Origin of the sequence: Nevskia sp. (genome assembly GCF_021732705.1) — a bacterium.
In the GTDB taxonomy this organism is placed as follows: Bacteria; Pseudomonadota; Gammaproteobacteria; order Nevskiales; family Nevskiaceae; genus Nevskia.
Map to the genome: position 1 here is coordinate 135,019 of NZ_JAKFUM010000010.1, position 26,028 is coordinate 161,046.

The 26,028-nt window shown below is 68.1% G+C and carries 21 protein-coding genes; 8 read left to right on the forward strand and 13 right to left on the reverse strand.

Features of this window, described 5'->3' with window-relative positions:
* Window positions 1–57: 57 nt before the first annotated feature.
* Both QZ951_RS11985 and QZ951_RS11990 read left to right on the forward strand, forming a co-directional pair.
* Window positions 58–1,716, forward strand: coding sequence for an AMP-binding protein (locus QZ951_RS11985; RefSeq protein WP_293000896.1), 1,659 nt, complete (start codon window positions 58–60; stop codon window positions 1,714–1,716).
* A gap of 196 nt (window positions 1,717–1,912) precedes the next feature.
* On the forward strand, window positions 1,913–4,252 hold the full coding sequence (locus QZ951_RS11990; protein WP_293000897.1) for a patatin-like phospholipase family protein: 2,340 nt from the start codon (window positions 1,913–1,915) through the stop codon (window positions 4,250–4,252).
* A 4-nt stretch (window positions 4,253–4,256) separates the two neighbouring features.
* Here the strand turns inward: QZ951_RS11990 and QZ951_RS11995 are convergent, their stop codons facing one another.
* From QZ951_RS11995 to QZ951_RS12025, 7 genes are all read right to left on the reverse strand, one after another.
* On the reverse strand, window positions 4,257–4,790 hold the full coding sequence (locus QZ951_RS11995) for a DUF4442 domain-containing protein (RefSeq protein ID WP_293000898.1): 534 nt from the start codon (window positions 4,788–4,790) through the stop codon (window positions 4,257–4,259).
* Between the two features lie 11 nt (window positions 4,791–4,801).
* Window positions 4,802–5,668 (reverse strand): formyltetrahydrofolate deformylase, encoded by an 867-nt coding sequence (gene purU, locus QZ951_RS12000; RefSeq protein WP_293000899.1) that lies wholly within the window; start codon window positions 5,666–5,668, stop codon window positions 4,802–4,804.
* A 145-nt stretch (window positions 5,669–5,813) separates the two neighbouring features.
* On the reverse strand, window positions 5,814–7,178 hold the full coding sequence (locus QZ951_RS12005; protein WP_293000900.1) for a thioredoxin family protein: 1,365 nt from the start codon (window positions 7,176–7,178) through the stop codon (window positions 5,814–5,816).
* Window positions 7,147–7,887, reverse strand: a complete 741-nt coding sequence (locus QZ951_RS12010; RefSeq protein WP_293000901.1) for a hypothetical protein — start codon at window positions 7,885–7,887, stop codon at window positions 7,147–7,149. The genes QZ951_RS12005 and QZ951_RS12010 overlap by 32 nt, the downstream gene beginning before the upstream one ends.
* The gene (locus QZ951_RS12015; RefSeq protein ID WP_293000902.1) at window positions 7,884–8,966 is read right to left on the reverse strand and encodes an MBL fold metallo-hydrolase; all 1,083 of its coding nucleotides are present in this window, start codon (window positions 8,964–8,966) and stop codon (window positions 7,884–7,886) included. Before QZ951_RS12015 ends, QZ951_RS12010 begins: the two co-directional genes overlap by 4 nt.
* A complete protein-coding gene (locus QZ951_RS12020) occupies window positions 8,963–10,027 on the reverse strand; it encodes a cyclopropane-fatty-acyl-phospholipid synthase family protein (protein ID WP_293000903.1) in 1,065 nt (354 codons plus the stop codon). Before QZ951_RS12020 ends, QZ951_RS12015 begins: the two co-directional genes overlap by 4 nt.
* A gap of 79 nt (window positions 10,028–10,106) precedes the next feature.
* A complete protein-coding gene (locus tag QZ951_RS12025; RefSeq protein WP_293000904.1) occupies window positions 10,107–10,886 on the reverse strand; it encodes a DUF1295 domain-containing protein in 780 nt (259 codons plus the stop codon).
* Between the two features lie 136 nt (window positions 10,887–11,022).
* On the opposite strand from QZ951_RS12025, the gene QZ951_RS12030 reads away from it, so the two are divergent.
* From QZ951_RS12030 to QZ951_RS12040, 3 genes are read left to right on the forward strand one after another with little or no spacing between them, the layout of a single operon-like run.
* Window positions 11,023–11,433 (forward strand): DUF4398 domain-containing protein, encoded by a 411-nt coding sequence (locus QZ951_RS12030; RefSeq protein ID WP_293000905.1) that lies wholly within the window; start codon window positions 11,023–11,025, stop codon window positions 11,431–11,433.
* A gap of 47 nt (window positions 11,434–11,480) precedes the next feature.
* Window positions 11,481–11,870 carry a hypothetical protein gene (locus QZ951_RS12035; protein ID WP_293000906.1) on the forward strand — a complete coding sequence of 130 codons (390 nt, stop codon included), beginning with the start codon at window positions 11,481–11,483 and terminating at the stop codon, window positions 11,868–11,870.
* Between the two features lie 40 nt (window positions 11,871–11,910).
* Window positions 11,911–12,240 carry a barstar family protein gene (locus QZ951_RS12040; RefSeq protein WP_293000907.1) on the forward strand — a complete coding sequence of 110 codons (330 nt, stop codon included), beginning with the start codon at window positions 11,911–11,913 and terminating at the stop codon, window positions 12,238–12,240.
* A gap of 43 nt (window positions 12,241–12,283) precedes the next feature.
* Here QZ951_RS12040 and QZ951_RS12045 read toward each other — a convergent pair whose 3' ends face one another.
* Window positions 12,284–15,046: a winged helix-turn-helix domain-containing protein gene (locus QZ951_RS12045; RefSeq protein ID WP_293000908.1), complete on the reverse strand. Its 2,763-nt coding sequence runs from the start codon at window positions 15,044–15,046 to the stop codon at window positions 12,284–12,286.
* Between the two features lie 324 nt (window positions 15,047–15,370).
* On the opposite strand from QZ951_RS12045, the gene QZ951_RS12050 reads away from it, so the two are divergent.
* Together QZ951_RS12050 and QZ951_RS12055 are read left to right on the forward strand one after the other, a co-directional pair.
* Complete coding sequence (locus QZ951_RS12050) at window positions 15,371–19,192, forward strand: choice-of-anchor tandem repeat GloVer-containing protein (protein ID WP_293000909.1); 3,822 nt, start codon at window positions 15,371–15,373, stop codon at window positions 19,190–19,192.
* A 62-nt stretch (window positions 19,193–19,254) separates the two neighbouring features.
* The gene (locus QZ951_RS12055) at window positions 19,255–19,542 is read left to right on the forward strand and encodes a hypothetical protein (RefSeq protein WP_293000910.1); all 288 of its coding nucleotides are present in this window, start codon (window positions 19,255–19,257) and stop codon (window positions 19,540–19,542) included.
* A 110-nt stretch (window positions 19,543–19,652) separates the two neighbouring features.
* Here the strand turns inward: QZ951_RS12055 and QZ951_RS12060 are convergent, their stop codons facing one another.
* From QZ951_RS12060 to gatC, 5 genes are all read right to left on the reverse strand, one after another.
* Complete coding sequence (locus QZ951_RS12060) at window positions 19,653–20,126, reverse strand: SET domain-containing protein (RefSeq protein ID WP_293000911.1); 474 nt, start codon at window positions 20,124–20,126, stop codon at window positions 19,653–19,655.
* Window positions 20,127–20,151: 25 nt separating this feature from the next.
* Complete coding sequence (locus QZ951_RS12065) at window positions 20,152–21,030, reverse strand: Hsp33 family molecular chaperone HslO (protein WP_293000912.1); 879 nt, start codon at window positions 21,028–21,030, stop codon at window positions 20,152–20,154.
* Window positions 21,031–21,092: 62 nt separating this feature from the next.
* Entirely contained in the window at window positions 21,093–22,544 is a 1,452-nt protein-coding gene (gene gatB, locus QZ951_RS12070) for an Asp-tRNA(Asn)/Glu-tRNA(Gln) amidotransferase subunit GatB (RefSeq protein ID WP_293000913.1), read from the reverse strand.
* Window positions 22,541–24,001, reverse strand: a complete 1,461-nt coding sequence (gene gatA / locus QZ951_RS12075; protein WP_293000914.1) for an Asp-tRNA(Asn)/Glu-tRNA(Gln) amidotransferase subunit GatA — start codon at window positions 23,999–24,001, stop codon at window positions 22,541–22,543. The genes gatB and gatA overlap by 4 nt, the downstream gene beginning before the upstream one ends.
* A gap of 105 nt (window positions 24,002–24,106) precedes the next feature.
* Complete coding sequence (gatC, locus tag QZ951_RS12080; RefSeq protein WP_293000915.1) at window positions 24,107–24,394, reverse strand: Asp-tRNA(Asn)/Glu-tRNA(Gln) amidotransferase subunit GatC; 288 nt, start codon at window positions 24,392–24,394, stop codon at window positions 24,107–24,109.
* A gap of 305 nt (window positions 24,395–24,699) precedes the next feature.
* On the opposite strand from gatC, the gene QZ951_RS12085 reads away from it, so the two are divergent.
* Window positions 24,700–25,737 carry a rod shape-determining protein gene (locus QZ951_RS12085; protein WP_293000916.1) on the forward strand — a complete coding sequence of 346 codons (1,038 nt, stop codon included), beginning with the start codon at window positions 24,700–24,702 and terminating at the stop codon, window positions 25,735–25,737.
* Window positions 25,738–26,028: the final 291 nt, after the last annotated feature.

Here is a 26,028-nt window from a genome sequence, read left to right on the forward strand (position 1 = left end):
CCCGTGCTGCGTCAATAGCATTCGCGCACAACTGTAGCCCAACCCCGCGAGATCTCCATGTCCGAGTTGCCGAATCCGGTCCAGCAGCTGCTGAAGCGCGCCGCCGAAACCCCGAACGCGCCGTATCTGCATCAGCCGGTGAAAGGCGTCTGGAGAACCTGGACCTGGGCCGAAGTCGCCGAACAGGCACAGCGGATGGCCGCCGCGCTGGTGGCGATGAACCTGCCGAAGGGCAGCGCCGTGGCCATGACCGGCATGAACAACGCGCACTGGTTCATGGCCGATTTCGCGTGCGGCATCGCCGGCCTGATCGGGGTCGGCCTGTATCCGAAGCAGTCGGAAGACGCCGTGCGCTTCATTTCGGAGCACGCCGGCATCAAGGTCGCGTTCATCGGCCCGATGCCGGACGTGGCCGGCTTCATCAAGGCGCTGCCGGCCGACGTGGTCAAGATTTCCCTGCCTTATCCGGGCGTTGCCGCGTACGACCACCACTGGGACGAGCTGGTCGCGAAGCATGCGCCGCTGCCGAAGCCGGTCGAGCGCGGACCGGATGACATCTGGAGCCTGATCTACACCTCCGGCACCACCGGCAATCCGAAGGGCGTGATCATCACGGCGAAGAACCTGACCTTCACCGTTGCCGGCATGCTGCGCGACCAGCCGGCGATCGCCAGCGGCGAGCACTTCATGTCGTACCTGCCGCTGGCGCATGCCTTCGAGCGCGGCGCCGTGGAAACGGCGAGCCTGTACCTGCCGGCCCAGGTGCACTTTCTCGAAGAGCTGGAGAAGCTGCCGGAAACCCTGGCCGCCGTGCGCCCGACTCGCTTTTATGGCGTGCCGCTGGTCTACACGCGGATTCAGGCCGGAATTCTCAAGAAACTGCCGCAGGCCAAGATCGACCGCCTGCTGGGCATTCCGATCGTCTCCGGGCTGGTCAAGAAGAAGATCCGCAAGGGTCTCGGGCTGGATCGCAGCTGGCTGCGCGTCTCTGGCGCGGCCCCGCTGCCGAAGCCGGTGATGGACTGGTTCGGCAAGCTCGGCATCGAGCTGTTCCAGGGCTACGGCATGACCGAGAACTCGATCTACGCGAGCTTGAACCTGCCGGGCAAGAACAAGGTCGGGTCGATCGGCAAGCCGTTCGTCGATTCCGGCATCCGCATCGCCGAGGACGGCGAGATCCAGTGCAAGCATCCGGGCAACACGCCGGGCTACTACAAGGACCCGGAAAAGACCGCCGAGTTGTTCACCGCCGATGGCTGGCTGCGCACCGGCGACAAGGGCCACATCGACGCCGACGGCTACCTGTTCATCACCGGCCGCGTGAAGGAAATCTTCAAGACGCTGAAGGGCAAGTACGTGTCGCCGGCGCCGGTCGAAGGCAAGTTCGGCATCAACACGCACGTCGAACAGATGTGCCTGGTCGGCGCCGGCCTGTTCCAGCCGATGCTGGTGCTGTCGCTGAACGCCGATGCCCGCAAGCTGCCGAAGGCCGAGCTCGAAGCCGGTCTGGTCTCGACCATGAAGGCGGTCAACGAAACCCTCGAGCCGCACGAGGAAATCGCCAAGATCGTCGTCACCAAGGACACCTGGACCATCGACAACGGCCTGATGACGCCGACGATGAAGGTGCGCCGGAACGAGATCGAAAAGCGCTACGGCGAGTTGCTGGCCAAGCTCGAAGCCGACCGCAAGCTGCAGGTCTACTGGGAAGGCTGAGCCGCGCGCGTCGCCGGGGCCGCCGTGCCGGGCGACGATCGGCGCCGCCGGCCGACGATCGATCGAGGTCGACCACTGGCGTTGCCGGCCTCGACGCGCTTAGCCTTCAGGCGTGGCTGGCGCGACCGCCGGCCGACGTTCCGGCCATCGCCGTCGACGGCACCGGACGATTCGCCTGAACCGATGCGGAGCGGCCATGATCGACGCCCAGCGCAGCGCGCCCGAAGACCGGCCGAGCTATCCGGCAGGACTGGCGAAGGCTGAATTCGAGGCGCTGAGCCAGCGTCGCCAGGCGGCAGACCTGCCGGCGCCGAACGCCGACACCCCGACCACCGGCGTCGCCGTGTCCGGGGGCGGCATCCGCAGCGCGATCTTCGCGCTCGGCGTGTTCCAGGCGCTGGCGGCGCGCGACAAGCTCCGGCACGTCGACTATCTGTCGACCGTGTCCGGCGGCAGCTACTTCGGATCGTTCCTCGGCGCGATGTTCGCGCGTGGCCACCGCCACGATGCCGTGAGCCGCTTTCTGAACCGCGGCGGCGACAGCCATGTGCCGACGTCCCCGGGAAGCCCCGCGTCCGACGGCCGACCGCCGGCGATCCATCCGCTGAACTGGCTGCGGGTCAACGGCCGCTTCCTGGCACCGCGTGGCGGTACCGACGGCTTCCGCATCTTCGCACTGCTGCTGCGCAACTGGCTGGGCCTGCTGTTCGTCGTCGGCGTGACGCTGTTGACCGCCATGCTCGGACTGCGCCTGCTGATCGAGATTGCGGCGGACGCGTTGCCGTCGCTGCATCCGTGGTTTCTCAGCGATGCGCTCTCGGGGCCGATCTGCATCGGCACCGCGAAGCTTCAGATCAGCGATGCGGCCGTCCTGCTGCCGATACCGGCGGCGGTGGCGGTGCTCGGCGGCATTGCCTACTGGTTCGTCGGGCTGGTCGGTCCGCCCTCGACCTTGCATCGGGAATGGCGGGCCCAGCAGACCAGCGTGCTCAGTGGCGGACTCGCGGCCACCGTCCTGCTGCTGGCCTGGTGCGTCATCGACACCATTGCACGAAGTCTCGGGCAGATCGGGCTGACGGCGGGAGTGGTGAATGCCGTCATCGCCAGCTCGGCCGTGGTCGGCCTGCGCAAACTGCTGACCGTGCCGCCCGTCAGCAAGGCGCTGGAGGGCGTCTGGCGCTCGTCGCGACTGCCGCTGCGGCTGACGCTGTGGCCGGTCGCGCTTCTGCTGTGGGGGCTGCTGCTGGTCGCGCTCGATCATCTGGCGATCGCGCTGGTGCCGAACCGGAACGCGTCGTGGGGCGTTCTCGCGTGGCTGCTGGCCCAGCAGGCCGTGCTGGCGTTCGCCTCGCTGTTCCTGAATCGCTCGTCGCAGCACGCGTTCTACGCCGAGCGCCTGATCCGGACCTTCGTCGGCGCGTCGAATCCGCAGCGCCATCCATCGGCGCGGTCCAGCAGCCGCGGCGACGAGGCCAATGTCGCCGAACCGATCGAGGGCGACGACATCGCCTTCGAGGACTATCACGGCCAGGTCATTGCGCACGGCGGGCCGCTGCACCTGATCAACGTCACGCTGAACGAGACGGTCAGCGAGTTCGCCGCCACGATGCTGCGCGACCGCAAGGGCCTGCCGCTGGTGATCGGACCCTGCGGCCTGTCGAGCGGCGTGCTGCACCACGCGCTCGACGCGCTGCCGGACCGTCGCCTCGCCGACTGCGGTCATTGGGCGCTGCGGCCCGCGCATCTGGAGGAAGGCCAGACGCCGCGCAGCTTCGTCATGTTCGGGCACGCGCCGTTCAAGGCCGAGGCCTTGAGCCTCGGCAGCTGGACCGCGATTTCCGGCGCCGCCGTGGCCACCGGCCTCGGCTCCTACGGCGGCACGGCATTGAGCCTGCTGACCGGGCTTGCCAACCTGCGGCTCGGCTACTGGTGGGGCGCGGGCACGGTCGGCCGGCCCGGTGCGGCCGGCGGCGAGCCGGCGCGGCCGCTGCGCGGCAAGCGGCCGATGCAGGCCTATCTGTACGCCGAGATGACCGGCCGCTTCTGGGGTCCGCACCGGCAGCGCTGGTACCTGAGCGATGGCGGCCATTCGGAAAACACCGGCGCGCTGGAACTGATCCGCCGGCGGCTCGACGAGATCATCGTCATCGATGCCGAAGGCGATCCGTCGGCACCGACCGGCAATCTCGGCGAACTGGTCCGCAAGGCCCGGCAGGACTACGGTGCGGAGATCGAATTCGAACGCGGCGCCAGCGCGCCATTCGGTGACTACGACGCCTTGAAGCCCGGTGCCGATGGTCTCGGCGAAGCCTGCGCCGTTCGCGGCGTGGTGCGGTATCCGGGCACGGATCGGGTGTCCCGGCTGCTGTACATCCGCCCGGTGCTGTCAGCCGACGACCCGCCGGACCTGATCCGCTATCGCGCGGACAACCCGTCGTTTCCGTACCAGTCGACCACCGACCAGTTCTTCGACGAAGCGCAGTGGGAAAGCTATCGCAAGCTCGGCGAAAGCATCGGCCTGCGCGTGTTCCGCTGAGCGCTCAGGCGGCTGCCGGCTTGCCCTTGCGCGCCGGCTGGCGCCGCAGGTACAGCTCCTTCTCGATCCGCGCGACCAGCTCGCCCGCGGCGTCGCGCACTTCGACCGTGAACACCGGCAGGTACTTCGATCCGTCCGCGATCGCCGCCCGCGCGGCGTCGATGTCGGCATCGGTCAGCCGGAACTTCGCGGTGACCGTGCCCTTGCCCGGGCGCAGGAATTCGATCTTCGCGGCCTTGTCCCAGACCAGATGGCCGGGTCCCAGGATGGCGACGAACATCAGCACGTAGAACGGGTCGACCATCGCGTACAGGCTGCCGCCGAAGTGCGTCCCGAAGGCGTTGCCGTTGCCGCGGGTCCGGCGCAGTTCGACGTCGATCTCGCGGAAATCCTTCGAGACGCGGGCGATGCGGATGCCGGCACCGAGGAACGGCGGATACAGGTTCATCGTCCGCCGGAACACGGTGGCATTGCCGTAGATCAGCTTGGTCAGCAGGTCCTTCGCCTGCCCCACCGCCTTTGCCGCGACGCTGGCCATCGCCGGGGCCTTCAGTTGAAGACGACGGTCTTGTTGCCGTCGACGATGATCCGGTCCTCGACATGCCAGCGCACCGCACGCGCCAGCACCTGACGCTCGAGATCGCGGCCGAGGCGGCGCAGTTCGTCCACCCCTTCGCTGTGCGACACGCGGGCCACGTCCTGCTCGATGATCGGGCCCTGATCGAGATCGGCGGTGACGTAGTGCGCCGTGGCGCCGATGATCTTGACGCCGCGCTCGTAGGCCTGGCGGTACGGATCGGCCCCGACGAACGCCGGCAGGAACGAGTGGTGGATGTTGATGATCCGCGACGGCCACAACGCCGCGAAATCGCCGGACAGGATGCGCATGTAGCGCGCCAGCACGATGAAATCGGCCTTGGCCTCGACCAGGATCTTCTGCATCTGGTCTTCCGCATCGGCGCGCGTGGCGGTCTCGAACGGCACGTGATGGAACGGCACGCCGAAGCCTTCGACCGCCTTGCGCAGCGCCTCGTGGTTCGAGATCACGCACGGAATGTCGACGCGCAGCTCACCGCGCTGCCAGCGCCACAGCAGTTCCATCGCCGCATGGTCGTGCGCCGAGACGAGGATTGCCATGCGCGGCTTGTCGGCGGCATAGCTCATCCGCCAGTTCATCCGGTGCTGCGCGGCGACGGTATCGGCGAACGCGCGTTCCAGACCGGCTCGCGGCAGATCGAGCGCCGGCGTCTGGAATTCCAGCCGCATGAACAGCTGGCCATCGGCCGGGCTGGTCGAATGCTGATCGAGCTCGGTGATGTTCGCGCCGTGGTGGTACAGGAAGGTCGTCGCGGCCGCGACGATGCCCGGCTTGTCGTCGCAACGGATCAGCAGGCGGGCGATGGTTTCAGGATTCATGGTGGGTGCAGGTCAGGCGTGAGCGGTGCGCGGCCGGGTGGCGGACTCGTCGGCCCGTCCAGCCCCGCTCGCGACGTGGCGCGATTTTACGGCGAACTGACGGTGGCCGGCTTCGATGCCGGCCTCGTGCCGCGCGTGGCGCCGCCTATGCGACCAGCGCCTTCAGCTTCGCGACCTGCTCCGGGAAGAACGGGCCGTTGGCCTTCAGCGCCTCGGCTACCACCTGCCTGGCATCGCCGGCGCGGTTCAGCTTCAGCAGCACCATCGCACGGTATTCGGCGACGGTCAGGCGATTGACGCCGTAGGCCTTGGGTGCCGACTGCTCCAGCCACGGCAACGCGGCTTCGTACTGGCCGCGCTCGTACAGGCTGCGGCCGAAGCGGTAGGCGTAGACGTAGTCGTCCGGCCACGCGGCGATCAGCTTCGGGAACAGCGCGTCGAGCTGGTCATAGCGCTTGGCCAGCGCCAGATAGACGCGCAGGTTGTCGGCGAGGTTGCGGTCGCGCTTCAGGTCCAGCTTGCCCGGACCGCCGAGACGCTTTTCGGCGTCGGCGATAACGCGGTCGAGGGCCGACGTCGCGGCCTTCGTGTCGCCGAGCGCGGTGGCCAGATCGAACGTGGTCGAGACGACGCTGCGGGCATCGGCGCAGCTCGGCGTCTTGATCAGCACGCGCTTGGCGATCAGCGCTTCCATCGGCGCCTGCTGGCTGGCGAACACGGTCTTGCGGCGTTCGGCCGGCAGGCTGGCGGTGCAGCTCAGCGCGCGGTCGAGTTCATAGGCGCGGTCGCAGCCCAGGGTGTCACTGCCGGGGCCGGACAGCACTTTCGGCGCGACCGCCGCACAGGCTTCGGCATCCTTGGCGTTGTTCGCGCGGATCAGTTCGAGTCGCGACAGCCACAGCGACGCCGTCGGGTCCTTGGCGATGGCGTCGGACACTGCGGGCGACTGCGCCTTGGCCCAGGCCAGCCCGCCATCGGCATCACGCCGGGCACCGAAGGCCTGCAGCACGCCACGGGCGGCGCCGATCGACTTGGCGCTGCCATCGGTGACCACGGCCTTCAGGGCATCGAAGCCGCTGGCGCGGGCGAGGATCGCGTCGATCTCCGGATAGAACTGCGCCCGGGTGCGTTCCAGCGAGATGCGGCCGATCTCCTTGCCATCGGCACCCAGCACGACGTAGCTCGGCAGGCCCTTCACAGTCCACTGCTGCATCCAGTAGGCGCCGGCCGGCGAGTCGGCATCGAGCTCGACGACGACCGCCTTCTTTTCGAGCGTGTCCCACTCCGGCCCGTTCTTGACGTTCTTCGCCATGAAGTAGCAGGAGTAGCACCACGGGGCGTAGAAATCGATCAGCACCGGCGCCTTGCGCTCGGCCGCCGCCTTCAGCGCCTCGTCGATCGGCGCGGTCAGGTCATCGGCGTGGAGGGCGGCGGGCAGGCCGAGCAGGCCAGCGGCGAGGACGGCGCTCAGCAGCCGGTCACGACAGCGGAGGAAGGTTGGCAGGCGCATCTTTCGGGGGCGTGTCCGTGTAGACGATGCGGACATTGTAGGCCTTGCCCGTCGCCGGATCGTGCATGTTCGAGACCCCTCGATATTCCAAAAGGTAACGAGTCTTCACGTCGTAGACGAGATTCAGCGGCCCGGCGAGAAAGCGCAGCAGCGAATCCGGCTCGACCAGCAGCTTGATCGCCGGCTTGCCGTCGAACGTCGTGTCGCCGACCTTCTTGCAGCGGAAGTTGTAGGTATCGAGCTGCCCGGCCACGCCGAATCGGAACTTGAGTTCCTTGCCGGCCTGCAGTTGGTCGAAGTTCTGGACGATGGCGCTGTGAAAGCCGGAATCCGCCGCCATGCCCGGCGTGCGCTTGATGACCTCGGTCCGGGTCTTGCCTTCGAAGGTCTTCGACATCGTGTAGCGATCCGGCTTCACCTCGGTGATCGCTTCGACATAGCCCTCGCTCGGGATGTCGAGCTTGAACACCGGAATCAGCGGATCGGCGCGGTAGTCCAGCGTTTTCGACGCGATCTTCGCGCCTTTCGGATCGAAGTAGTCGATGGTGCCGTCGATCCAGTTCAGGCCATCCAGCGTCTGGCGATGGACCTCGGTGTAGAGGTAGGCGTTGGTCTTCAGATCGTAGGCATAGCCCCGGAAATGATGATCGGCCGGCGCGGCGAGCGCGGCGATCGGCGTCAGCAGCAGGGCGGCGGCAAGCGTCTTCATGGCAGGCAGGGTTTCGAGGGGGTCATCGGATGGACCGCATCGGCGACGCCGAATTCCGCTGCGGTGAAACTCGTCGGCGGCAACGCCTTCGCGGCGACGGCCGCGGCGAGGTCGGTCACCGGCTGGGTCTGGCCGTCATCGGCGAGATCGAAGGTGCCGTAATGGATGCCGAGACTGCGCGCGGCTTCGAGATCGGCATGCGCCTGCACCGCCTGCGCCGGGTCGACGTGCTGGTACTCGGTGAGCCAGCGCGGCAAATAGGCGCCGATCGGCAGCAGCGCCAGCCGCATCGGCCCGTAGTGTTCGAACGCGTGGCGGAAATGCGGGCCGTAGCCGGTATCGCCGGCGAAGTAGACCGGGCCGCCGACGGTTTCGACGACATACGCCAGCCAGAAGCTGCGATTGCGATCGCCCGGCCACGCGCGGCTGGACCAGTGCTGGGCCGGCGCGGCGTGGATCGCGCAGCCGTTCGGCAGCCGGTACGACTGCCACCAGTCGAGTTCGACGACGGTGGCGAAGCCTTCCTCGCGCAGCCGCTGGCCATCGCCCGGCGGCACGAGGAAGGCCGGATGGTGCGCGGCTTCGAGCCGGCGCAGGGTCGGCAGGTCGAAATGGTCGTAATGGTTGTGACTGACCAGGACGGCGTCGATCCGCGGCAGGTCGTCGAAATCGATCGCCGGCGGACGGTAGCGCTCAGGGCCGGCAAACGACAACGGACTGGCGCGATCCGACCAGATCGGGTCGGTCAGCAGGTTCACGCCATCGGCCTGGATCAGCACCGTGGCGTGGTTGACGAAGGTCACGCGCAGTTCGCCGGCGGCCGTGCTCGCCTGCGGCTTCGGGCCCGGCGGAATGCTGAGGTCGCGCGTCCACGCGCCGGGGGTCGATTCGCGCCAGTAGCGCAGCAGGTCCAGCGGGCCGATGTCGAACGGGGCCGGTGTCAGGAAATGCGCGCCGTCGAAGTGATCGCTCGGCGCGCCCCGCCAGGCGGTGCTCGTCACGCAGGCGGTGATGCCGGCGCAGGCTGCAAGCACCAGCGCCGGCACTGCCACGCGTCGCACGCGGCGCGGTGCCGTCATCCGCGTTTCGTGAACAGGTAGTGCGCCACACCCCATTCGTTGCCGTTGGCGTAGCCGAACAGCTCGGCCACGGCCATGTAGAACATGCGCCAGCGCTGCACCCAGATCGGCGCGTCCTGCTTGCCGTATCCGGCTTCGAAGATCTTCAGGATCTCGTCCTTGTTCGCGTCCATGTTCGCGAGCCAGTGGTTCGAGGTCTTCTCGTAGTGCTTGCCGTCGACCCACCACTGCCGTTCCAGCTTCACGTGATCCTGGAAATTCAGCAGCAGGTTCTCGCTCGGCATGGTGCCGCCGGTGAAGAAGTACTTCGACATCCAGTCGTCTTCGCCCTTCACCTCGAAGTGATAGGCGAGGACCTTGTGCACGAAGATGTGGATGAAGAGCTTCGCGTCCGGCTTCATCCAGCGGCTGATCTTTTCCAGCAGCAGTCCGTAGTTCTTCATGTGCTCGAACATCTCGATCGACATCACGCGATCGAAGCCCGGCTCGATGGTGGCACCGGAGGTCTGCGCCACGGCCGGAAACTCGTGGGTGACGATGTTGCCGGTGACGATCGTGAGGTTGCCGAAGCCGCGCTCCTTCGCCCGGCCTTCGATGTACTCGCGCTGCCCGTGCGAGTTCGACAGGCCCACGATCCGCGAATTCGGGTACTTTTCCGCCAGCCACAGGCTCAACGAGCCCCAGCCGCAGCCGAGATCAAGGATGCGCATGCCGTCGACCAGACCGGCACGCTCGGCGTACAGGTTCAGCATCGCGTCGCTGGCTTCGCCGAGCGTCTCGTTGCCGGTCGGATACAGGCAGCACGAATACTTGAGCCGCGGGCCGAGGTGGGCGTGGAAGAACGCCGCCGGCACCTCGTAGTGCTGCTCGTTCGCGGCACCGGTCTCGACCGCGATCGGGCTGGCGCGCAGCTCGTCGAGGAAGGCATTGAAGCGCCGGCTGCGCACTTCGCCGTCGAGGTTCGCCTCGTCGATCAGGCGGCGCTCCATCAGCTTGCGCATGCCGTAGCGCGACAGCACGTCCGGAATCAGGCCGCGCTCGCAAAGGTCAATCACATTCATCGTGCAGGGGGTCGTTGGGGTTGTCGAAAGCGCGCGGCCGAGCCGCGTCGAGTTGTTTCAGGGAGGCGTCGGGGAAGCTTCAGGACTGCTTCGGCCACCACGGAATGAAGACGCTGGTGGTGCGCATGTACTCGGCATAGCCCGGGCGCGATTTCACCAGATGGGCTTCGAGGATCGGCACGCCGGACATCTTCAGCAGCAGCCAGGCCATGATCGCCGCCGGCAGCACGGTGACCGGCCACCAGACGCTGCCGATCGCCAGCGGCACGTAGGCGATCCAGTGCAGCGACTCGAAGAAATAGTTCGGGTGCCGGGAATAGCGCCACAGCCCCGTGTTGCAGACCTTGCCCTTCATCGCCGGATTGCCGCGGAAGCGTTCCATCTGGGCATCGGCGATGCCTTCGCCGATGACGGCGACGAGCCAGATCGCAACGGCCAGCACCACGGCTGGCACACCGGCGTTCCCCGGGCGATACGCCACCGTCAGGAAGCCGACCGACAGCAGCCACGCGATCACGGCCTGGAACTGGAAGAACCAGAACATGTTGAAGTTGGCTTTCGCGCCCCATTCGGCCCGGAATTTCGCGTAGCGCGCGTCTTCCGGCTTGCCGGCGTTGCGGATGTACAGATGCGTGCCGAGCCGGAAGCCCCACAGCCCGCCAAGCACGCCGAGCGCGATCCGCGTCTCGACCGGGGCTGACCCGAAAATTGCGTACCAGACGGCCAGGAAGCCGAGACTCCACGACCACACCGGGTCGACCATCCCGGCGTTGCGGGTTTTCAGCTGGATCGCCCAGACTAGGGTCAATACGAGCGCCACGATGGCAAGGCCGGAAACGGCGGCAAGGGCTGGTGACATGGACGAAGGAGACGGGAGCGCGAGAGCGCGTGGATGCCCAGTCTACGGCCCGGACCCGGAAACGGATGAATCCCGCCGCCGCCCGACCGCTGCGTTTGCCCGTGCAAGACCTCCCGAATCACGAAGATAACGACCGATGACGACTGATCGCATGGATTTGCCGGCGCGACGAGCGCTGACCGCGGCTGTGCTGGCCGTGGCGCTGCTGTCCGCCTGCGGCGGCAAGACGGTGAAGCCCGGCAACTCGCTGGACGAAGCCGAAGCCGCCGTCGCCCGCGCCGAACGCGCCCGCATTGCCGACTACGACGCCGCGTCGTGGCGCGCCGCGAAGGAAAATCTGGCCCTGGCCCGCAGCAACAACGGCAGCAAGGACACCGAGGCGGCAGCCCGCTGGTATGCCGCCCGGGCCAAGGCCGACGCCGACGTCGGCATCGCGCGTTCCGAGCGCGCCCGGCTGTACGCGCTGAACCAGGCGCTGAAACGCGAGATCAGCCAGCTGCAGGGCACGCCGCCCGCTGCCACGCCTGCCGCCGGAGCCACGCCGTGACCGGCGCCGAGTTCGTTCAATGCGGGGTCCGGTCGGCACGGATCACGATGCTCGCCACGCTGCTGATGCTCGGCGGCTGCGGCAGCATCGGCGGCCTTGGCCTCAAGCTGCCGAGCCTGACGCCACCGGCGGAGCCGCCGCTGCCCGGCGTCGAACCGTCCACCGCCGCCGTCGCCCGCGTCCGCGCCGCGCTGCTGACGCTGCGCAGCGATCCCGCCCTCGCCGCCCGCGTGCCGGCCGAGATCAGCGACGCCGAAGCGGCCGTCGACAAGGCCGACATCAGCCAGCACGACAAGGCCGCCGGCTCGCATCTGATCTATCTCGCCGAACGCAAGGTCGACTACGCCCGCACCTTGGCCGAGGTCCGTGCGCTGGAAGCGGAATATCAGGCCCTGCGCCTGCAGCGGGATGGCTTGAAGGGCGGCGCGGCGCCGTAGGCCGCGCGGTTGCCTGCACCGGCGCCAGCGCCTTGCCGCCATGACCCTCGTTCGGATTGATGGCGCGTCGATTCAGGACAGAGCGTCGTTTCATCGTGCCTTCGCAGCGGCGTTCAGCTTTCCTGATTATTACGGCGGCAATTTCGACGCCTGGATCGATTGCATGACCGATGTTGTCGAGGCCCGGCACGAGCAGTCCGCAACCGTTGCGGACGCCGCATCGTCGGTCGTCGTCGTCATCGAAGACGCGGACGGATTCAAGCGCCGCTGCCCGGATGTCTGGCTCGCATTTCTCGAATGCGCCGCCGTCGTCAACGGCCGCAGCGTGGTGAGCGGCCGCGCGGCGCGGCTGGTGATCGCCAGCCTTTGATGGCGGTTCGGCGCAGTGCCGAACCAATCGGAATGCCGTCGGCCTACAAGCCCGCCATCGCGTCCCGCGCCTTGCGGGTGTTGTCGTCGTCCGGGCCGAGCGCGGCGGTGAAGTTGTCGAGGCTTTCGCTCAGCAGTTGACGGGCTTCGGCCTTGTGGCCGCGGGCGGCGAGCACGCCGCCGGTCTTGAGCAGGAACCAGCCGAGATCCCATTCGCCATGGCGGTATTGCGCGCGGGCACCGGCCAGCGCATCGCGGGCCAGCGCCTCGGCCTCGGCGCCGACGCCGGCCCCGTCGGCGACCAGCGCCAGGTTCATCGTGTGCATCAGCGTGTCCGGATGGGCGGCGCCGATCGTGCGCAGGTCGATGTCGCGCGCCTCGCGCGCCAGTGGCAGGCCTTCGGTGGCACGGTTCAGGCGCAGCAGGGTGATCGCGACATTGTTCAGCGCCCGCGTCAGCTTCGGGGTGTCGGATTCGGCGCCGTTGTGGCGCTGGTAGTCGAGATAGATGCGGAACAGCGGCAGCGCCTCGGCGTTCCGCCCGCTCTGGAAGTAGGCATTCGCGAGGCCGTTGGCGGCGGTGGCGCTGTACTGCGTTTCGCGGCCGCCGCCGATGGCGAGTGCGGCGTCGCGCGCGGCGCGATGCTCGGCGATGGCCTCGTCGCTGCGGCCGGCGAGATTGAGCACGGTGCCGAGGCTGCGATGGCGCGAGACCGTCATCAGATTGTGCTCGCCATGCAGCTTCACCGACTTCGCGAGCACCGCGCGGGCCAGCGGCAGCGCTTCGTCGAAGCGCTGGGCATCGGCCAGATAGAACGCGAGGCTGTCCTCGGTCTCGACCGTCAGCGCGTGATCGTCGCCGAGCCGCGTCCGCATTTCCGGCACGATCGCCAGCTCCGGCAACAGGCAGGCGTCGTGACCGCCGCGGATGCCGCAGTCGACGGCGATCAGCGCCTGCCGCGCCGCCAGTTCGGTGGCGGCATCGAGCGTGCCGGCGGCACGGCCGGCATCGAGCACCGCCTGCGCCAGCGTGCGTTCGCGCGCCAGCTCGTTGGCGTTCTCGTAGGCGTTCAGCAGCCGCAGGCGTGTCGCCTGGGTCTCGGCGGCGGCGGGGCCGAGCAGGCGTTCGCGCTGGGCGACGGCCGATTCCAGCAGCGGAATCGCGCGCGTGGCGTCGTCGAAGCCGTTGTAGGCCTGACCGATGGCGTCAGCGATCGCAGCCCCGGCCAGCGAATCGCCGGGGAAGGCGCGCGCCAGTTCCGCCGCCGCCGGGCCGATCAGGTCCCGTAGCCGGATGTTCGGATCGGCGCTGATCACCGGATTGGCCGCCGACAGCAGGTTCTGCGTCAGGAACGCCGTGACCGCCTGCGCGGCCTGCGCCTGCGCCTCGGCCCGACGGCTTTCCGCCTGCGCCCGGAAGAACAGGCCGGTGCTGACCGCAAAGCCGATCAGCAGCGTCGCCGCGAGCGCGCGCAGCAAGCCGCGCCGCGCCCGGGCGCGGGCCAGCGACTGTTCGAGCTGCTGGGCATGGGCCTGCGCCTGCCGCTCGCGGGCGCGTTCGAGCCGGCGCAGGTCGAGGCTGCGCAGGCGCAGTGTAAGCTGGGCGGCATCGCCGAGCCGCTTCGCCGGGTCCCCGGACGCCGCCGCGGCGATGTCCTCGCGCAGCAGTTCGTCGGCCACGTCCGCTTCCCAGCCCGGCGCCAGCGGCCGGCGGAAATCGCCGACGACGATCTGGTACAGCATCACGCCGAGGGCGTAGACATCGGCCTTGACCGTCGGCGGCTGGCCGGCCAGCAGTTCCGGCGCCAGGTACAGCGGCGTGCCGCTGGTGGCGCCATCGATGACGACGGTGCGGGTGAAGCCCATCCGGGTGATGCCGAGGGCGTCGAGCTTGCCGGCATCGAGCACGCGGCCGCTGCCGAAATCGGTCAGGCGAATCCGCGGCCGGCCGTCGGAATCCTGATGGATCAGCACGTTGCCGGGCTTCAGGTCCTTGTGCAGCACGCCAACGGCATGGATCGCGGCCAGCGCGTCGGCAAGGTCCTCGACGATCCGCAGCCGGGTGCCGGGGGCGATCGTCGACAGGCCGCCGGCTGCGTCGGCCCACTGCTGCAGGCTGCCGTCCGGGCTGTATTCGAGCTCGATGAAATTCGGCGTGTCGTCCAGCCGCCAGTCGAGGATGCGGGCGATGTCGTCGCGCGGGCCGAGCGTGTCGTTCAGCAGGCGGAACAGGGTGATCTCGCGCTTCAGCGCCGTGGCCTGGGCACCGTCGGCGGCGAACTTGAACACCCGGCGCTCGTGGGTCTTGGTGTGCTCGCCGAGCCAGACCTCGCCGTGCCCGCCGCCGGCCAGCGGCGCGCGGAACTGCCAGTGCGGCCGCGCCGGAATGGCATCGCCGGCGGTGAAGTCGAAGCGGGTGGCGGCAGGCTCCGTCCGGCCGGTGGCCAGCGTGCTGACGTCCGCCGCCAGCCGGTAGCCGTAGCCGTGCACGGTGCGGATCAGCGTCTGCTCGCTGTCGCCGATCGCCTGCCGCAGCCGCGCCACGCACTTGGTCAGGCTGGCTTCGGTGACGATCCGGCCGGGCCAGACCGCGCTCAGGATCTCATCCTTGGTCACCACTTCGCCGGCATGGGCCAGCAGCAGCCGCAGCAGTTCCAGCGGCCGGCTTTCGAGCGCGACGAGCTGACCGGCGACGGTCAGGGTCAGGCTCGCGTCATCGAACTGGACGTCGCCGAAACGCCACAGGATCGGACTGCCGGCGGCGGCCGGGCTGCCGCCGGGGGTCGGGGTATCGGGCGTCCGATTCATCGCCAAGCCGCCTCCGTGCTGATCCGGGACCGGGCGCAAGCCCTTGTCGTCATTGCGTTTCCGGAGAATTCGGAAATTTTCGGATTTCCGTCAGGACTGCTCAAGCCGCCAATTTCCATCATCCGCCCCGATCGCTGCAAGCCGGCGATGCACCACTTCACGGCACCAATCGGGAGCAGGCACATGACACGAACGGGATGGGGACAGGCGGCACGGGGTCCGGAGGCAGGCGCCGCCACGGCGCGGTCGCGGATCGACTCTGAATCAGGCAGCCGCTTCGGCCGATGGCCGAGATGGGCGGCGCGCCTGCTGGGCGGATCGCTGGTGGCCGCCGCACTGGCCGCGCAGCCGGCGATCGCGGCCGAACGTGTTCTGTATTCGCTGGGCCTGCATTCGAACGATGCCCGCAACAGCGGCGGCTTCGTCGGCACCGGCGCGTCGGCCAACGGCAACGGCGCGGTGCGCGGACCGGACGGCAGCGTCTACGTCGCCACCAGCGGTGCGCTGAACGATGGTGCGGTGCTGGCGCGCTACGGCGGCAACGGCGAGTTCACCGCGCTGCACTGGTTCAACGGCAACAGCGCGTTCGACATCGCCGGCAACCGCGTCACCGATCTGTCGGTGCCGCGCGGCACGCCGTTCATCGCCAGCGACGGCATGCTCTACGGCGTCGCCGCCAGTGGTGGCGCCAACGGCGGCGGCGGCATCTACCGCGTGGCGCTGACCGGCGCCAATGCCGGCCAGTACCGGATTTTCCACAGCTTCAACTGCAATACCGGCTGCGGCCCGAACAGCAGCCCGGTCGAAAATGCCGATGGCAATTTCTACGGGACCTTGCAGACCGGCCGCGGCAGCAGCGACGGCGGCGGCGTCTACCGCCTGAGCCGCACTGGCAACGGCAGCTACACGCTGCTGCGCGGCTTTTCCAGCGCCAACGCGGCGGAAGGCGTCAACGTGCAGGCGCCACTGACGCTTGGCGCGGACGGGGCCTATTACGGCACCACGACCTTCGGCGGTACCGGCACCGGCGATGGCTGCAACAACTGCGGCACCGTGTTCCGGATCACCACCGCCGGCGTCTTCAGCAGCCTGCACAGCATGACCGCCGGCGAAGGCAACCGGCCGATCGGCCCGCTGGCGCTCGGCAGCGACGGCAATCTCTACGGCACCAACACTGCAGGCGGTGGCATCTCGCCGGCCGGAGGGGCTTACGGCGGCACCGCGTTCCGGATCACTCCGGCTGGCGCTTTCACCGTGCTGTTCCGGTTCACCAGTGATTCCAGCGTCGATCCCGCCAACACCGGCGTCACCCCGGCTTCCGGGCTCGTCGCCGGCAGCGACGGCAATTTCTACGGCGCAACCGAATCCGCCGGTTCGAACAACGTCACGCCGGGTTGTGCGACCGCCAACATCAACCAGACGCTCCTTGGCCCGGGCGGCACCCTGTACCGGCTGACGCCGGCCGGCGTGCTGACCACGCTGTTCTGCTTCTCGTTCGACGGCAACGGCATCCGGACCGATGGCAGCGGCCCGGACGCGGCGCTGACCCTCGGCGCCGACGGCCGCCTGTACGGCACCACGATCAGCGCCGGCATCGTGCCGCCCGGCACCACGCCCTCCAACCCCGTTCGCCCGGCGTCCGGCAGCGGCACCGTGTTCAGCATCGGTCAGAACGGCAGCGGCTTCGCGCGGATCGCGACGTTCTCGTCGCTGCCGTCGGAAGGCCGCGCGCCGAGCGGGCCTCTGCTGCAGACGGCCGACGGCAATTTCTACGGCGTCACCGCCGGCGGCACGCCGAAAGGCTTTTCGGGCTCGGTGTTCCAGCTCTCGCCGACCGGCGTGCTGAGCACGCTGAACAGCATCCACTACACCGCCAATGCCGGCGGTTCGCCGGAAGGCGGCCTCGCGGTCGGGCCGGATGGCGCGTTCTACGGCACCACGGTGGCCGGCGGCTCGAACGGACTCGGCGCCGTGTTCAGGGTCAGCGCGGCCGGCGATTTCACCAATCTCCACAGTTTCACCGGCAATCCGGACGGCCAGCAGCCGGTCACCGGCCTGACGCTGGGCAGCGACGGCAATTTCTACGGCGTGACCAGTGCCGGCAATGCCCTCGGCAACAACGGCGGCATCGCGTTCCGGATCACGCCCGGCGGCAATTTCACCAAGCTGTTCGACTTCAACGGCACCAGCGGCCGCAATCCGGCCGGCCGCTTGCTGCTGGCCAGCGACGGCAATTTCTACGGCACGACGCAGTTCGGCGGCGCCAGCGATGCCGGCACCGTGTTCCGGATGACCCCCGGCGGCACCGTGACCGTGCTGCGCAGCTTCGACGGCACCCTGGCCGGTGGTATCAACCCGATCGCGGGTCTGGTGCAAGGGCTGGATGGCGCCTTGTACGGCACCACCACCGGCACGTTCGGCGGTGGATCGTTCTTCCGCGGCCTGCTGTTTCGGCTGACGCTGGGCGGCGCATTCTCGGTGGTCTACAACTTCGGACCCGGCAACGACGTTCGGGCCAACGGCGGCGTGATCCAGGCGCGTGACGGCAATTTCTACGGCGCGCTGATCGCCGACAACGGCGGTTCCAGCCAGGACACCGTCTACCGGGTGACGCCGCAGGGTCAGTATTCGGTGGTCTACCAGACCACCGGCGTGCCCGATGGCATCGGCATTCAGGACAGCCTGATCCAGGCGCCGGATGGCAGCCTCGTGGCGCCGACGCGTTACGGCGGCACGTTCGGCTACGGCGCCGTGATCGCCATCAACGGCCCGGCCGACCGGGTCACGGCGCTCGCCAGCAGCGCCGGCATCGGCAGCGTGACGCTGACCTGGCCAGTCGCGCCGGGTGCGGTCACCTACAACGTCTATCAGTCGACAACCCCCGGCGGCCAGGGCGGCACGCCGATTGCCACCGGGCTGCCCGCCGCCGGCCAGACCGGCAGCTACACCGTCACCGGCCTGACCGGCGGCACGGCTTATTACTTCACGATCACGGCGGTCAACGCGCTCGGCGAAACCCAGTTCTCGAACGAGACCAGCGCCACGCCGACGGCCGCCGCGCCGACGGTGACGCTGGCCGCGAACCCGGCCAGCGTCGTGCTCGGTGCGGCGTCGACCCTCACGTGGTCGTCGACCAGCGCCACCGCCTGCACCGCCAGCGGCGGCTGGAGCGGCTCGCGCGCCACCAGCGGCACGGCCAGCGTCACGCCGACCGCGACCGGCGCCACCAGCTACACGCTGACCTGCACCGGCCCGGGCGGCACCGCCAATGCCAGCACCACGGTCACCGCGACGGCAGCGGCGCCGACCGTGACGATCAGCGCCAGCCCGACGACGATCACGCTCGGCGGCACGTCGACGATCAGCTGGAACACGACCAACGCCGGCAGCTGCACCGCCAGCGGCGCCTGGACCGGCGCCCGCGCCACCACCGGCAACGAAGTGGTGACGCCGTCCGCCAGCGGCAGCCTGAGCTACACCCTGAGCTGCACTGGCGCCGGCGGCAATGCCAGCGGCACGGCGACGGTCACGGTCAACGCCCCGCCCCAGCTGCCGGTGCCGACGGTGACGATCAGCGCGAACCCCGCCAGCGTCACCCTCGGCAGCGCCTCGACCCTGACCTGGTCCAGCACCGATGCCACGAGCTGCACCGCCAGCGGCGGCTGGACCGGCAGCCGCGCCACCAGCGGCACGGCCAGCGTCACGCCGGCCGCGGTCGGCAGCACGAGCTACACGCTGAGCTGCACCGGCGGCGGCGGCACCGCCAGCGCCACGGCGACGGTCGCGGTCAATCCGGTGCCGGCACCGGCGCCCACGGTCACGCTGGCAGCGAATCCGGGCAGCGTCACGCTCGGCGCCAGCGCCACGCTGACCTGGTCCACGACCAACGCCACCGCCTGCACCGCCAGCGGCAACTGGAGCGGCAGCCGCGCCACCAGCGGCAGCGAATCGGTGACGCCGGCCGCGAACGGCACGCAGACCTACACGCTGACCTGCACCGGCACCGGCGGCAGCGCCAACCGCAGCGTGACGGTGACGGCGACGCCACCACCGCCGGCCGGTGGCGGCGGCGCCGTCGGCTGGCTGATGCTGGTGCTGGGCGGCGCAGCGGCCGGCTGGCGCCGGCAGCGCGAAACGCGGCACTGACCGATCGGCGGCGTCCGGGCACTCCGGACGCCGCATTGTTCCCGAACCACCGGAACCGCCCGATGAATGTCCTGTCCTCGCCTGTCTCGTCCGCGTCCGCCAGTCGCGATCGTGTCAGCCCGTCGTCGGCACCGCCGGCGCGTTCGCAGCAGCGCCGCTGGCTGCAGGATCTCGACCTGCGCGGCCTGCAGCTGCCGCCGGTCGATGCCCCGGATGCCGTCGACAAGCCCCTGTTTCGACTCGGCTACGGCGCCTGCGCGAAGTCCGGCTGCGGCTGCCGCCATTTCGAAGGCAGCGACAGCCGCTGCAGCAATGGCCGCTGCGGCCATGCGCTCGGGGATCACTGGTAGCGCAAGTCGTGCGGCCCGGCGACCGGGCCGCGCGATCCTGTGGCGCAATCAGCCGCCATCACGGTCCGGATGCCAATGATCCGGCGACGGTCCGGCGCGATGTGCGGACGTCAGGGCTGGCCGCGGGTCAGCAGCGCCAGCAGTTCGGTCGTGCTGCGCCGCAGGGTGTCGTCCCAGTGCAGGCCGACGATGTCGCGGCCGGTGACGGAATCCTTGAACGGCATCACTTCGCCGCTGCCGATCACGAGCTGGTAGTCCATCGTCACTTCGGTGCCGGCAGCGAGATCGCGGGCCGCGAAGATGAAGCCGAGGTGCCACAGCGCGGTTGGCGTGAAGCTGTGGTTGACGTAGCACTCGTCCGACCATTCCGGCGTCAGCGAGAACTGGTCCTCGAACCAGCGCACGCTCGATTCGACCTCGATCGAATCCGGCGCGAACTGGCGCAGCTTCGCTTCCGGCCAGACGGTGTGGATGTTGTCCGGCGCGACGATGACGCGGCCCCGGGCCACGGCTTCGGCGACGAACAGGCCCTTGCCGGCCCTCGGAATGCGGGACGGCTCGACGACGTACTTCGGCAGGATCACGCGGCCGCGCCCGGCGATCGGTCGATCAGTGCTTCAGCATCGACTGCTCGCTGCCTTCGGCCGCGAACAGCGTGACGGCATCGGAGCGCGAATAGACGTAGTCCTTGCCGCAGAACTCGCAGGTGACGGCGACCTTGCCCTGCTCGGCGACGATGGCATCGACTTCTTCGCGGCCCAGCGACAGCAGCAGCAGCGAGATGCCCTCGCGCGAGCAGCGGCACGCGACGTGGATCGCCCGCGGCGCCTGCAGATGCCAGGCCTCGTTCGCGAACAGCCGGCGCAGCATCGTCTCGGCATCGACCTCGAGCAGTTCGTCGGCCAGCAGCGTGCCGGCGAGGATGCTCAGGTGCTCCCAGTAGTCTTCGGTCGCCTTCGTGTGCTCCAGCGGCAGGCGCTGCAGCATGAAGCCGACCAGCTTGTCGCGCGTCGCCGCCAGCCGCACCAGCGTCGGCAGCTGCTCGCTCTGCGCGAAATAGCCTTCGAGCGATTCGCTCAGCGAGTGGCCATCGATCGGCACCATCGCCTGCCGCGTCGGCTGCGTGTCGACGGCCGGCTCCAGCATCAGCGCGAGGATGCCGTCGTGCAGCAGTTCGGCGTAGCTGGCCTCGATCTTCGGCGCGGCCTTCGCCATCGCCCGGACCACCAGCGGCGCATCGCCGTTCTGCGTGACCTGCGCCACCAGCAGCTTGATCGCGCGCTCGCCCTGGAACTGCAGGTTGATGCGGCCTTCGAAGCGCGCATGCGTGGCCAGCAGCGGCATCGCGACCATGGTCTGGCCGACCAGCTGGCGCACCACCGGGTCGTAGGCGCGCTGATCCAGCATCTCGGCGACGCCGACATCGAGCACGACGAAGGCGCCGTGCGCGATGTGGTTGTCGAACTGGAACGGGATCAGCTGATTCATGGACTTGCGCGCGAATTAATGTGTATCTGACCCCAATTGTCTGACCGCCATTCTCAGGGCAGTCAGCCGGCGAGGCGTTCCTTCAGCAGGCGGTTCAGCGCATCCGGGTTGGCCTTGCCCTGCGTCGCCTTCATCGCCTGACCGACGAAGAAGCCGAACAGCTTGTCCTTGCCTCCGCGGTAGTCGGCGACCTGCTGCGGGTTCTTGGCGATGACGTCGTCGATCGCAGCACAGATCGCGGACTCGTCGGTGACCTGGACCAGACCCTTGGCCTTGATGATCTCGTCGGCCGAGCCTTCACCGGCAACCATCGCTTCGAACACGTCCTTCGCGATCTTGCCATTGATGGTCTTGTCGGCAATGCGCTTGAGCAGTGCCGCGAAGGCTTCCGCCGAGATCGGCGATTCCTCGATGCCCTTGCTCATCTTGTTCAGCGCGCCGAGCAGGTCGGTGGCAACCCAGTTCGCGCACAGCTTCGGCTCGGCACCCGAGGCCGCGACGACCGCTTCGTAGTACGCGGCAAGTTCGCGCGAACTGGTCAGGGTCTTGGCGTCGTAGTCCGACAGGCCGAAATCCTTGACGAAGCGGGCGCGCTTGGCTTCCGGCAGTTCCGGCAGGCTGGCGCGGATCGCGTCGATGTAGTCCTCGGTGCAGACGATCGGCAGCAGGTCCGGGTCCGGGAAGTAGCGGTAGTCGTTGGCGTCTTCCTTGGTGCGCATCGCGCGCGTCTCGCCGGTGTCCGGGTTGAACAGGCGCGTTTCCTGGATGATCTTGCCGCCGGCTTCGAGCACGTCGATCTGGCGCTCGATCTCGTATTCGATCGCCTTCTCGACGTAGCGGAACGAGTTGACGTTCTTGGTTTCGGTGCGGGTGCCGAACTTCGGCGCGCCGATCTTGCGCACCGACACGTTGGCATCGCAGCGGAAAGACCCTTCCTGCATGTTGCCGTCGCAGATGCCGAGGTAGACGACGATCTGGTGCAGCTTCTTCAGGTAGGCGACCGCTTCCTGCGCGGTGCGGATGTCCGGCTCGGACACGATCTCGATCAGCGGCGTGCCGGCGCGGTTCAGGTCGATGCCGGACGACTTCTGGAAGCCTTCATGCACGGACTTGCCGGCATCCTCTTCCATGTGCGCACGGGTGATGCCGATGCGCTTGGTCGAACCGTCTTCCAGTTCGATGTCGAGATGGCCGTTGGCGACGATCGGCAATTCGTACTGCGAGATCTGGTAGCCCTTCGGCAGGTCCGGATAGAAGTAGTGCTTGCGCGCGAACACGCAGCGCCGCGCGATTTCGGCGTTGACCGACAGGCCGAAGGTCACGGCCTTCCTGACTGCGTCGACATTCAGCACCGGCAGCATGCCCGGCATGCCGAGGTCGATCGGGCAGGCCTGGGTGTTCGGCTCGGCGCCGTAGGCGATCGCCGCACCCGAGAAGATCTTCGACTGCGTCGACAGCTGGCAATGCACTTCGAGGCCGATGACGGCTTCCCAACCCTCGGGGATGCGGCTCATGACGCGAACTCCGTCGGCCACTGCTTGTGAAAGTCCGTGGCCTGCTGAAACTGGTGCGCGACGTTCAGCATGCGCGCTTCGCTGAAGAAATTGCCCATCAACTGGAAGCCGGTCGGCAGGCCGTCGACGAAGCCGCACGGCAGGCTCATCGCCGGGATGCCGGCCAGGTTGGCGGCGATCGTGTAGATGTCGTTCAGATACATCGCGACCGGGTCGTCGGACTTGTCGCCGAACTTGAACGCGACGTCGGTCGCGGTCGGGCTCAGCACCAGATCGATGCCGTCGGCGAACGCGCGCTTGAAGTCGTCGTAGATCAGCCGGCGAACCTTCTGAGCCTGCAGGTAGTAGGCGTCGTAATAGCCGTGGCTCAGCACATAGGTGCCGATCATGATGCGGCGCTGCACTTCGGCACCGAAGCCCTCGCCACGGCTGCGCTCGTACAACTCGCCGAGCGACTTCGCGCCTTCCGCGCGATGTCCGTAGCGCACGCCGTCGAAGCGCGCGAGATTGCTGGAGGCTTCCGCCGGCGCGACGACGTAGTAGGTCGGCACGCTGAGCGGCGAATTCGGCAGCGAGATGTCCTTGAACCGGACGCCGAGGCCCTTCAGGGTCTCGATCGCCTGCTCGACCAGCGCCCGGACGCCGGGCGCCATGCCGTCGGCGAAGTATTCCTTCGGCAGGCCGATGGTCAGGCCCTTGATCGAATGTCCGAGGCCGGAGACGAGATCGTCCACCGGCCGGTCGACGCTGGTCGAATCCTTCGGATCGAAGCCGGACATCGCCTGCATGACGTAGGCGGCATCCTCGGCCGAGCGGGCAACGACGCCGGCCTGATCGAGCGACGAGGCAAACGCGATCATGCCGTAGCGCGACACGCGGCCGTAGGTCGGCTTGATGCCGGTGAGATTGGTCAGCGCGGCCGGCTGGCGAATCGAGCCGCCGGTGTCGGTCGCGGTGGCGATCGGCGCGAGACCGGCGGCGACGCAGGCGACCGAGCCGCCGGACGAGCCGCCCGGCACGCGGGTCTTGTCCCACGGATTCTTGACCGGGCCGTAGTACGAGGTCTCGTTCGACGAACCCATCGCGAATTCGTCCATGTTCAGCTTGCCGAGCATGACCATGCCTTCGGCATCGAGCTTCTCGACGATGGTCGCGTCATACGGCGACACGAAGCTGTCGAGCATCTTCGAACCGCAGGCCGTGCGGACGCCCTTGGTGCAGAAAATATCCTTCTGGCCCAGCGGGATACCGGTCAGCGGGCCGGCCTTGCCCGCGGCGATCAGGGCATCGGCGGCGGCGGCCTGCGCCAGCGCCCGTTCCGGCGTCACCGTGACGTAGGCGTTGATGTCGCCATCGAGCGCGGCGATCCGGTTCAGGTAGTGCTGCGTCAGCTCGCGCGACGAGAATTTCTTCTCGCGCAATCCCGCCGCAAGTTCTGGAAGGGAATGGGTGTGCATGGGCTCTCGGGAATTGGGGTGTTTCCGGCGGGTCGAGCGACGCGACAGCGTTCGCCCGGACCCGACGACTCGTTGCGTCACGGCGGCACCGTGACGCAACCAGGCTTATTCGATGACTTTCGGCACCAGATACAGGCCGTCCTGCGTTTCCGGCGCGATCGCCTGATAGTCGTCGCGGCGGTCCGGCTCGCTGATCACGTCCGGCCGCAGGCGTTGCACCATGTCGAGCGGATGCGCCATCGGGCTGACGTTGGCGGTATCGGCCGACGACAGGCGATCGACCATCTGCAGGATGTTCGACAACTGCGTGGCATACGGCGCCACCTGTTCGGGATTGAGCTGCAGGCGCGCCAGTCGGGCGACCTGTCGGACTTGTTCGGGACTCAGGCTCATGGCGGCGGAACGAAAGCTGGAAAAGAGTGGCAAACCCGGTGCGAGACCAGGGCTGATGACGCCTGCCGACCACGCGCTGCAAACGTGGAAACTGCGTGTTGTGCGGTTTTAGGCAGAAGAAAATGCGTTATGCTTGAATGATAGACGATTTTATCGACTGCCTCGGTTCCCGGACACGTCCGGAAACAGTCGTCGGGGCTCATCGCCACGACGCACGTCTGCGCAGTCCGTAGCAGCCCCCAGCCGCTGAAAAATCCCGCCGCACCCCGCCCTTCCCCCTCTTCGACCGTACTTTCCAGACCGCGATGTTCGACGCCGTTCGCCGCCTTTTTGTCAACGACCTTTCCATCGATCTCGGTACGGCCAACACGCTCGTGTATGTGCGTGACGAGGGCATCGTGCTCAACGAACCGTCGGTGGTGGCGATCCGCCTCGACTCGCGCGGCTCGAAGAAGATCGAAGCCGTCGGCATCGACGCCAAGCGCATGCTCGGCCGCACGCCGACCAACATCTCGACCATCCGCCCGTTGCGCGATGGCGTGATCGCCGACTACACCGTCACCGAAAAGATGCTGCAGCACTTCATTCGCAAGGTGCAGAAGGGCCGCGTGATGCGCCCGATGACCCGCGTGGTGGTCTGCGTGCCGTTCGGGTCGACGCAGGTCGAGCGCCGCGCGATCCGGGAATCGGTCGAGAACGCCGGTGCCCGCAAGGTCTACGTGATCGAAGAGCCGATCGCCGCCGCACTCGGCGCCGGCATCCCGATTTCCGAAGCCCGCGGCTCGATGGTCGTCGACATCGGCGGCGGCACCTCGGAAGTCGCGGTGATTTCGCTGAACGGCATCGTTTACGCCGAGTCGGTCCGCATCGGCGGCGACAAGTTCGACGAAGCGATCGTGTCGTACGTCCGCCGCCAGTACAACATGCTGATCGGCGAAGCCACGGCCGAACGCATCAAGCAGGAAATCGGCACCGCGTTCCCGGGGCCGGAAGTTCAGGAAATCGACATTGTCGGTCGCCATCTCGCGGCCGGCGTGCCGCGCAACTTCACGATGAATTCCAACGAGATCCTCGATGCGCTGCAGGAGCCGCTGGCCGGCATCGTCAAGGCGGTGAAGCAGGCGCTGGAACGCACGCCGCCGGAACTCGGCAGCGACGTCGCCGAACGCGGCATCGTGCTGACCGGCGGCGGTGCGCTGCTGCGCGATCTGGACAAGCTGATCTCGGAAGAAACCGGCCTGCCGGTGATCATCGCCGACGACCCGCTGACCTGCGTCGCCCGCGGCGGCGGCATGCTGCTCGACACGCTCGATCAGAAGGGCGACATCTATCTGATGGACTGATCGCGTTCGCGATCAGCGGGATGGACTGACCGCGTTGGCGATCAGCGGGATGGACTGATCGCGTTGGCGATCTGCGGGATGGGCTGACCGCCATCGCGATCATCGGCAGGAGCTGATCACGCCTGCGATCCGTTGCGCGGGTCGGCAGCAGTTCCGCACTCGAACCGGATCGAAACCGGCGCCTTTTTTGATTCGCGCGAGGGCGGTCCAAAGCGAAAAACCGGGCGCGTGTCGCGACAGGCCGTCATCAACCACGCCGACGCAGCCGCCCGACACGTTCGTCGCGCATGC

Excerpts from the sequence above, each read along its gene's own strand:
- gatB (WP_293000913.1), bottom strand. The coding sequence starts at position 22,544 with ATGAGCCGCATCCCCGAGGGTTGGGAAGCCGTCATCGGCCTCGAAGTG.
- QZ951_RS12040 (WP_293000907.1), top strand. The coding sequence starts at position 11,911 with ATGACCCTCGTTCGGATTGATGGCGCGTCGATTCAGGACAGAGCGTCG.
- QZ951_RS12005 (WP_293000900.1), bottom strand. The coding sequence starts at position 7,178 with ATGCGCCTGCCAACCTTCCTCCGCTGTCGTGACCGGCTGCTGAGCGCC.
- QZ951_RS12015 (WP_293000902.1), bottom strand. The coding sequence starts at position 8,966 with ATGACGGCACCGCGCCGCGTGCGACGCGTGGCAGTGCCGGCGCTGGTG.
- QZ951_RS12045 (WP_293000908.1), bottom strand. The coding sequence starts at position 15,046 with ATGAATCGGACGCCCGATACCCCGACCCCCGGCGGCAGCCCGGCCGCC.
- QZ951_RS12025 (WP_293000904.1), bottom strand. The coding sequence starts at position 10,886 with ATGTCACCAGCCCTTGCCGCCGTTTCCGGCCTTGCCATCGTGGCGCTC.
- QZ951_RS12010 (WP_293000901.1), bottom strand. The coding sequence starts at position 7,887 with ATGAAGACGCTTGCCGCCGCCCTGCTGCTGACGCCGATCGCCGCGCTC.
- gatA (WP_293000914.1), bottom strand. The coding sequence starts at position 24,001 with ATGCACACCCATTCCCTTCCAGAACTTGCGGCGGGATTGCGCGAGAAG.
- QZ951_RS12065 (WP_293000912.1), bottom strand. The coding sequence starts at position 21,030 with ATGAATCAGCTGATCCCGTTCCAGTTCGACAACCACATCGCGCACGGC.
- QZ951_RS11985 (WP_293000896.1), top strand. The coding sequence starts at position 58 with ATGTCCGAGTTGCCGAATCCGGTCCAGCAGCTGCTGAAGCGCGCCGCC.
- QZ951_RS12085 (WP_293000916.1), top strand. The coding sequence starts at position 24,700 with ATGTTCGACGCCGTTCGCCGCCTTTTTGTCAACGACCTTTCCATCGAT.
- QZ951_RS12055 (WP_293000910.1), top strand. The coding sequence starts at position 19,255 with ATGAATGTCCTGTCCTCGCCTGTCTCGTCCGCGTCCGCCAGTCGCGAT.
- QZ951_RS12020 (WP_293000903.1), bottom strand. The coding sequence starts at position 10,027 with ATGAATGTGATTGACCTTTGCGAGCGCGGCCTGATTCCGGACGTGCTG.
- QZ951_RS12035 (WP_293000906.1), top strand. The coding sequence starts at position 11,481 with ATGCTCGCCACGCTGCTGATGCTCGGCGGCTGCGGCAGCATCGGCGGC.
- purU (WP_293000899.1), bottom strand. The coding sequence starts at position 5,668 with ATGAATCCTGAAACCATCGCCCGCCTGCTGATCCGTTGCGACGACAAG.
- QZ951_RS11990 (WP_293000897.1), top strand. The coding sequence starts at position 1,913 with ATGATCGACGCCCAGCGCAGCGCGCCCGAAGACCGGCCGAGCTATCCG.
- gatC (WP_293000915.1), bottom strand. The coding sequence starts at position 24,394 with ATGAGCCTGAGTCCCGAACAAGTCCGACAGGTCGCCCGACTGGCGCGC.
- QZ951_RS11995 (WP_293000898.1), bottom strand. The coding sequence starts at position 4,790 with ATGGCCAGCGTCGCGGCAAAGGCGGTGGGGCAGGCGAAGGACCTGCTG.
- QZ951_RS12030 (WP_293000905.1), top strand. The coding sequence starts at position 11,023 with ATGACGACTGATCGCATGGATTTGCCGGCGCGACGAGCGCTGACCGCG.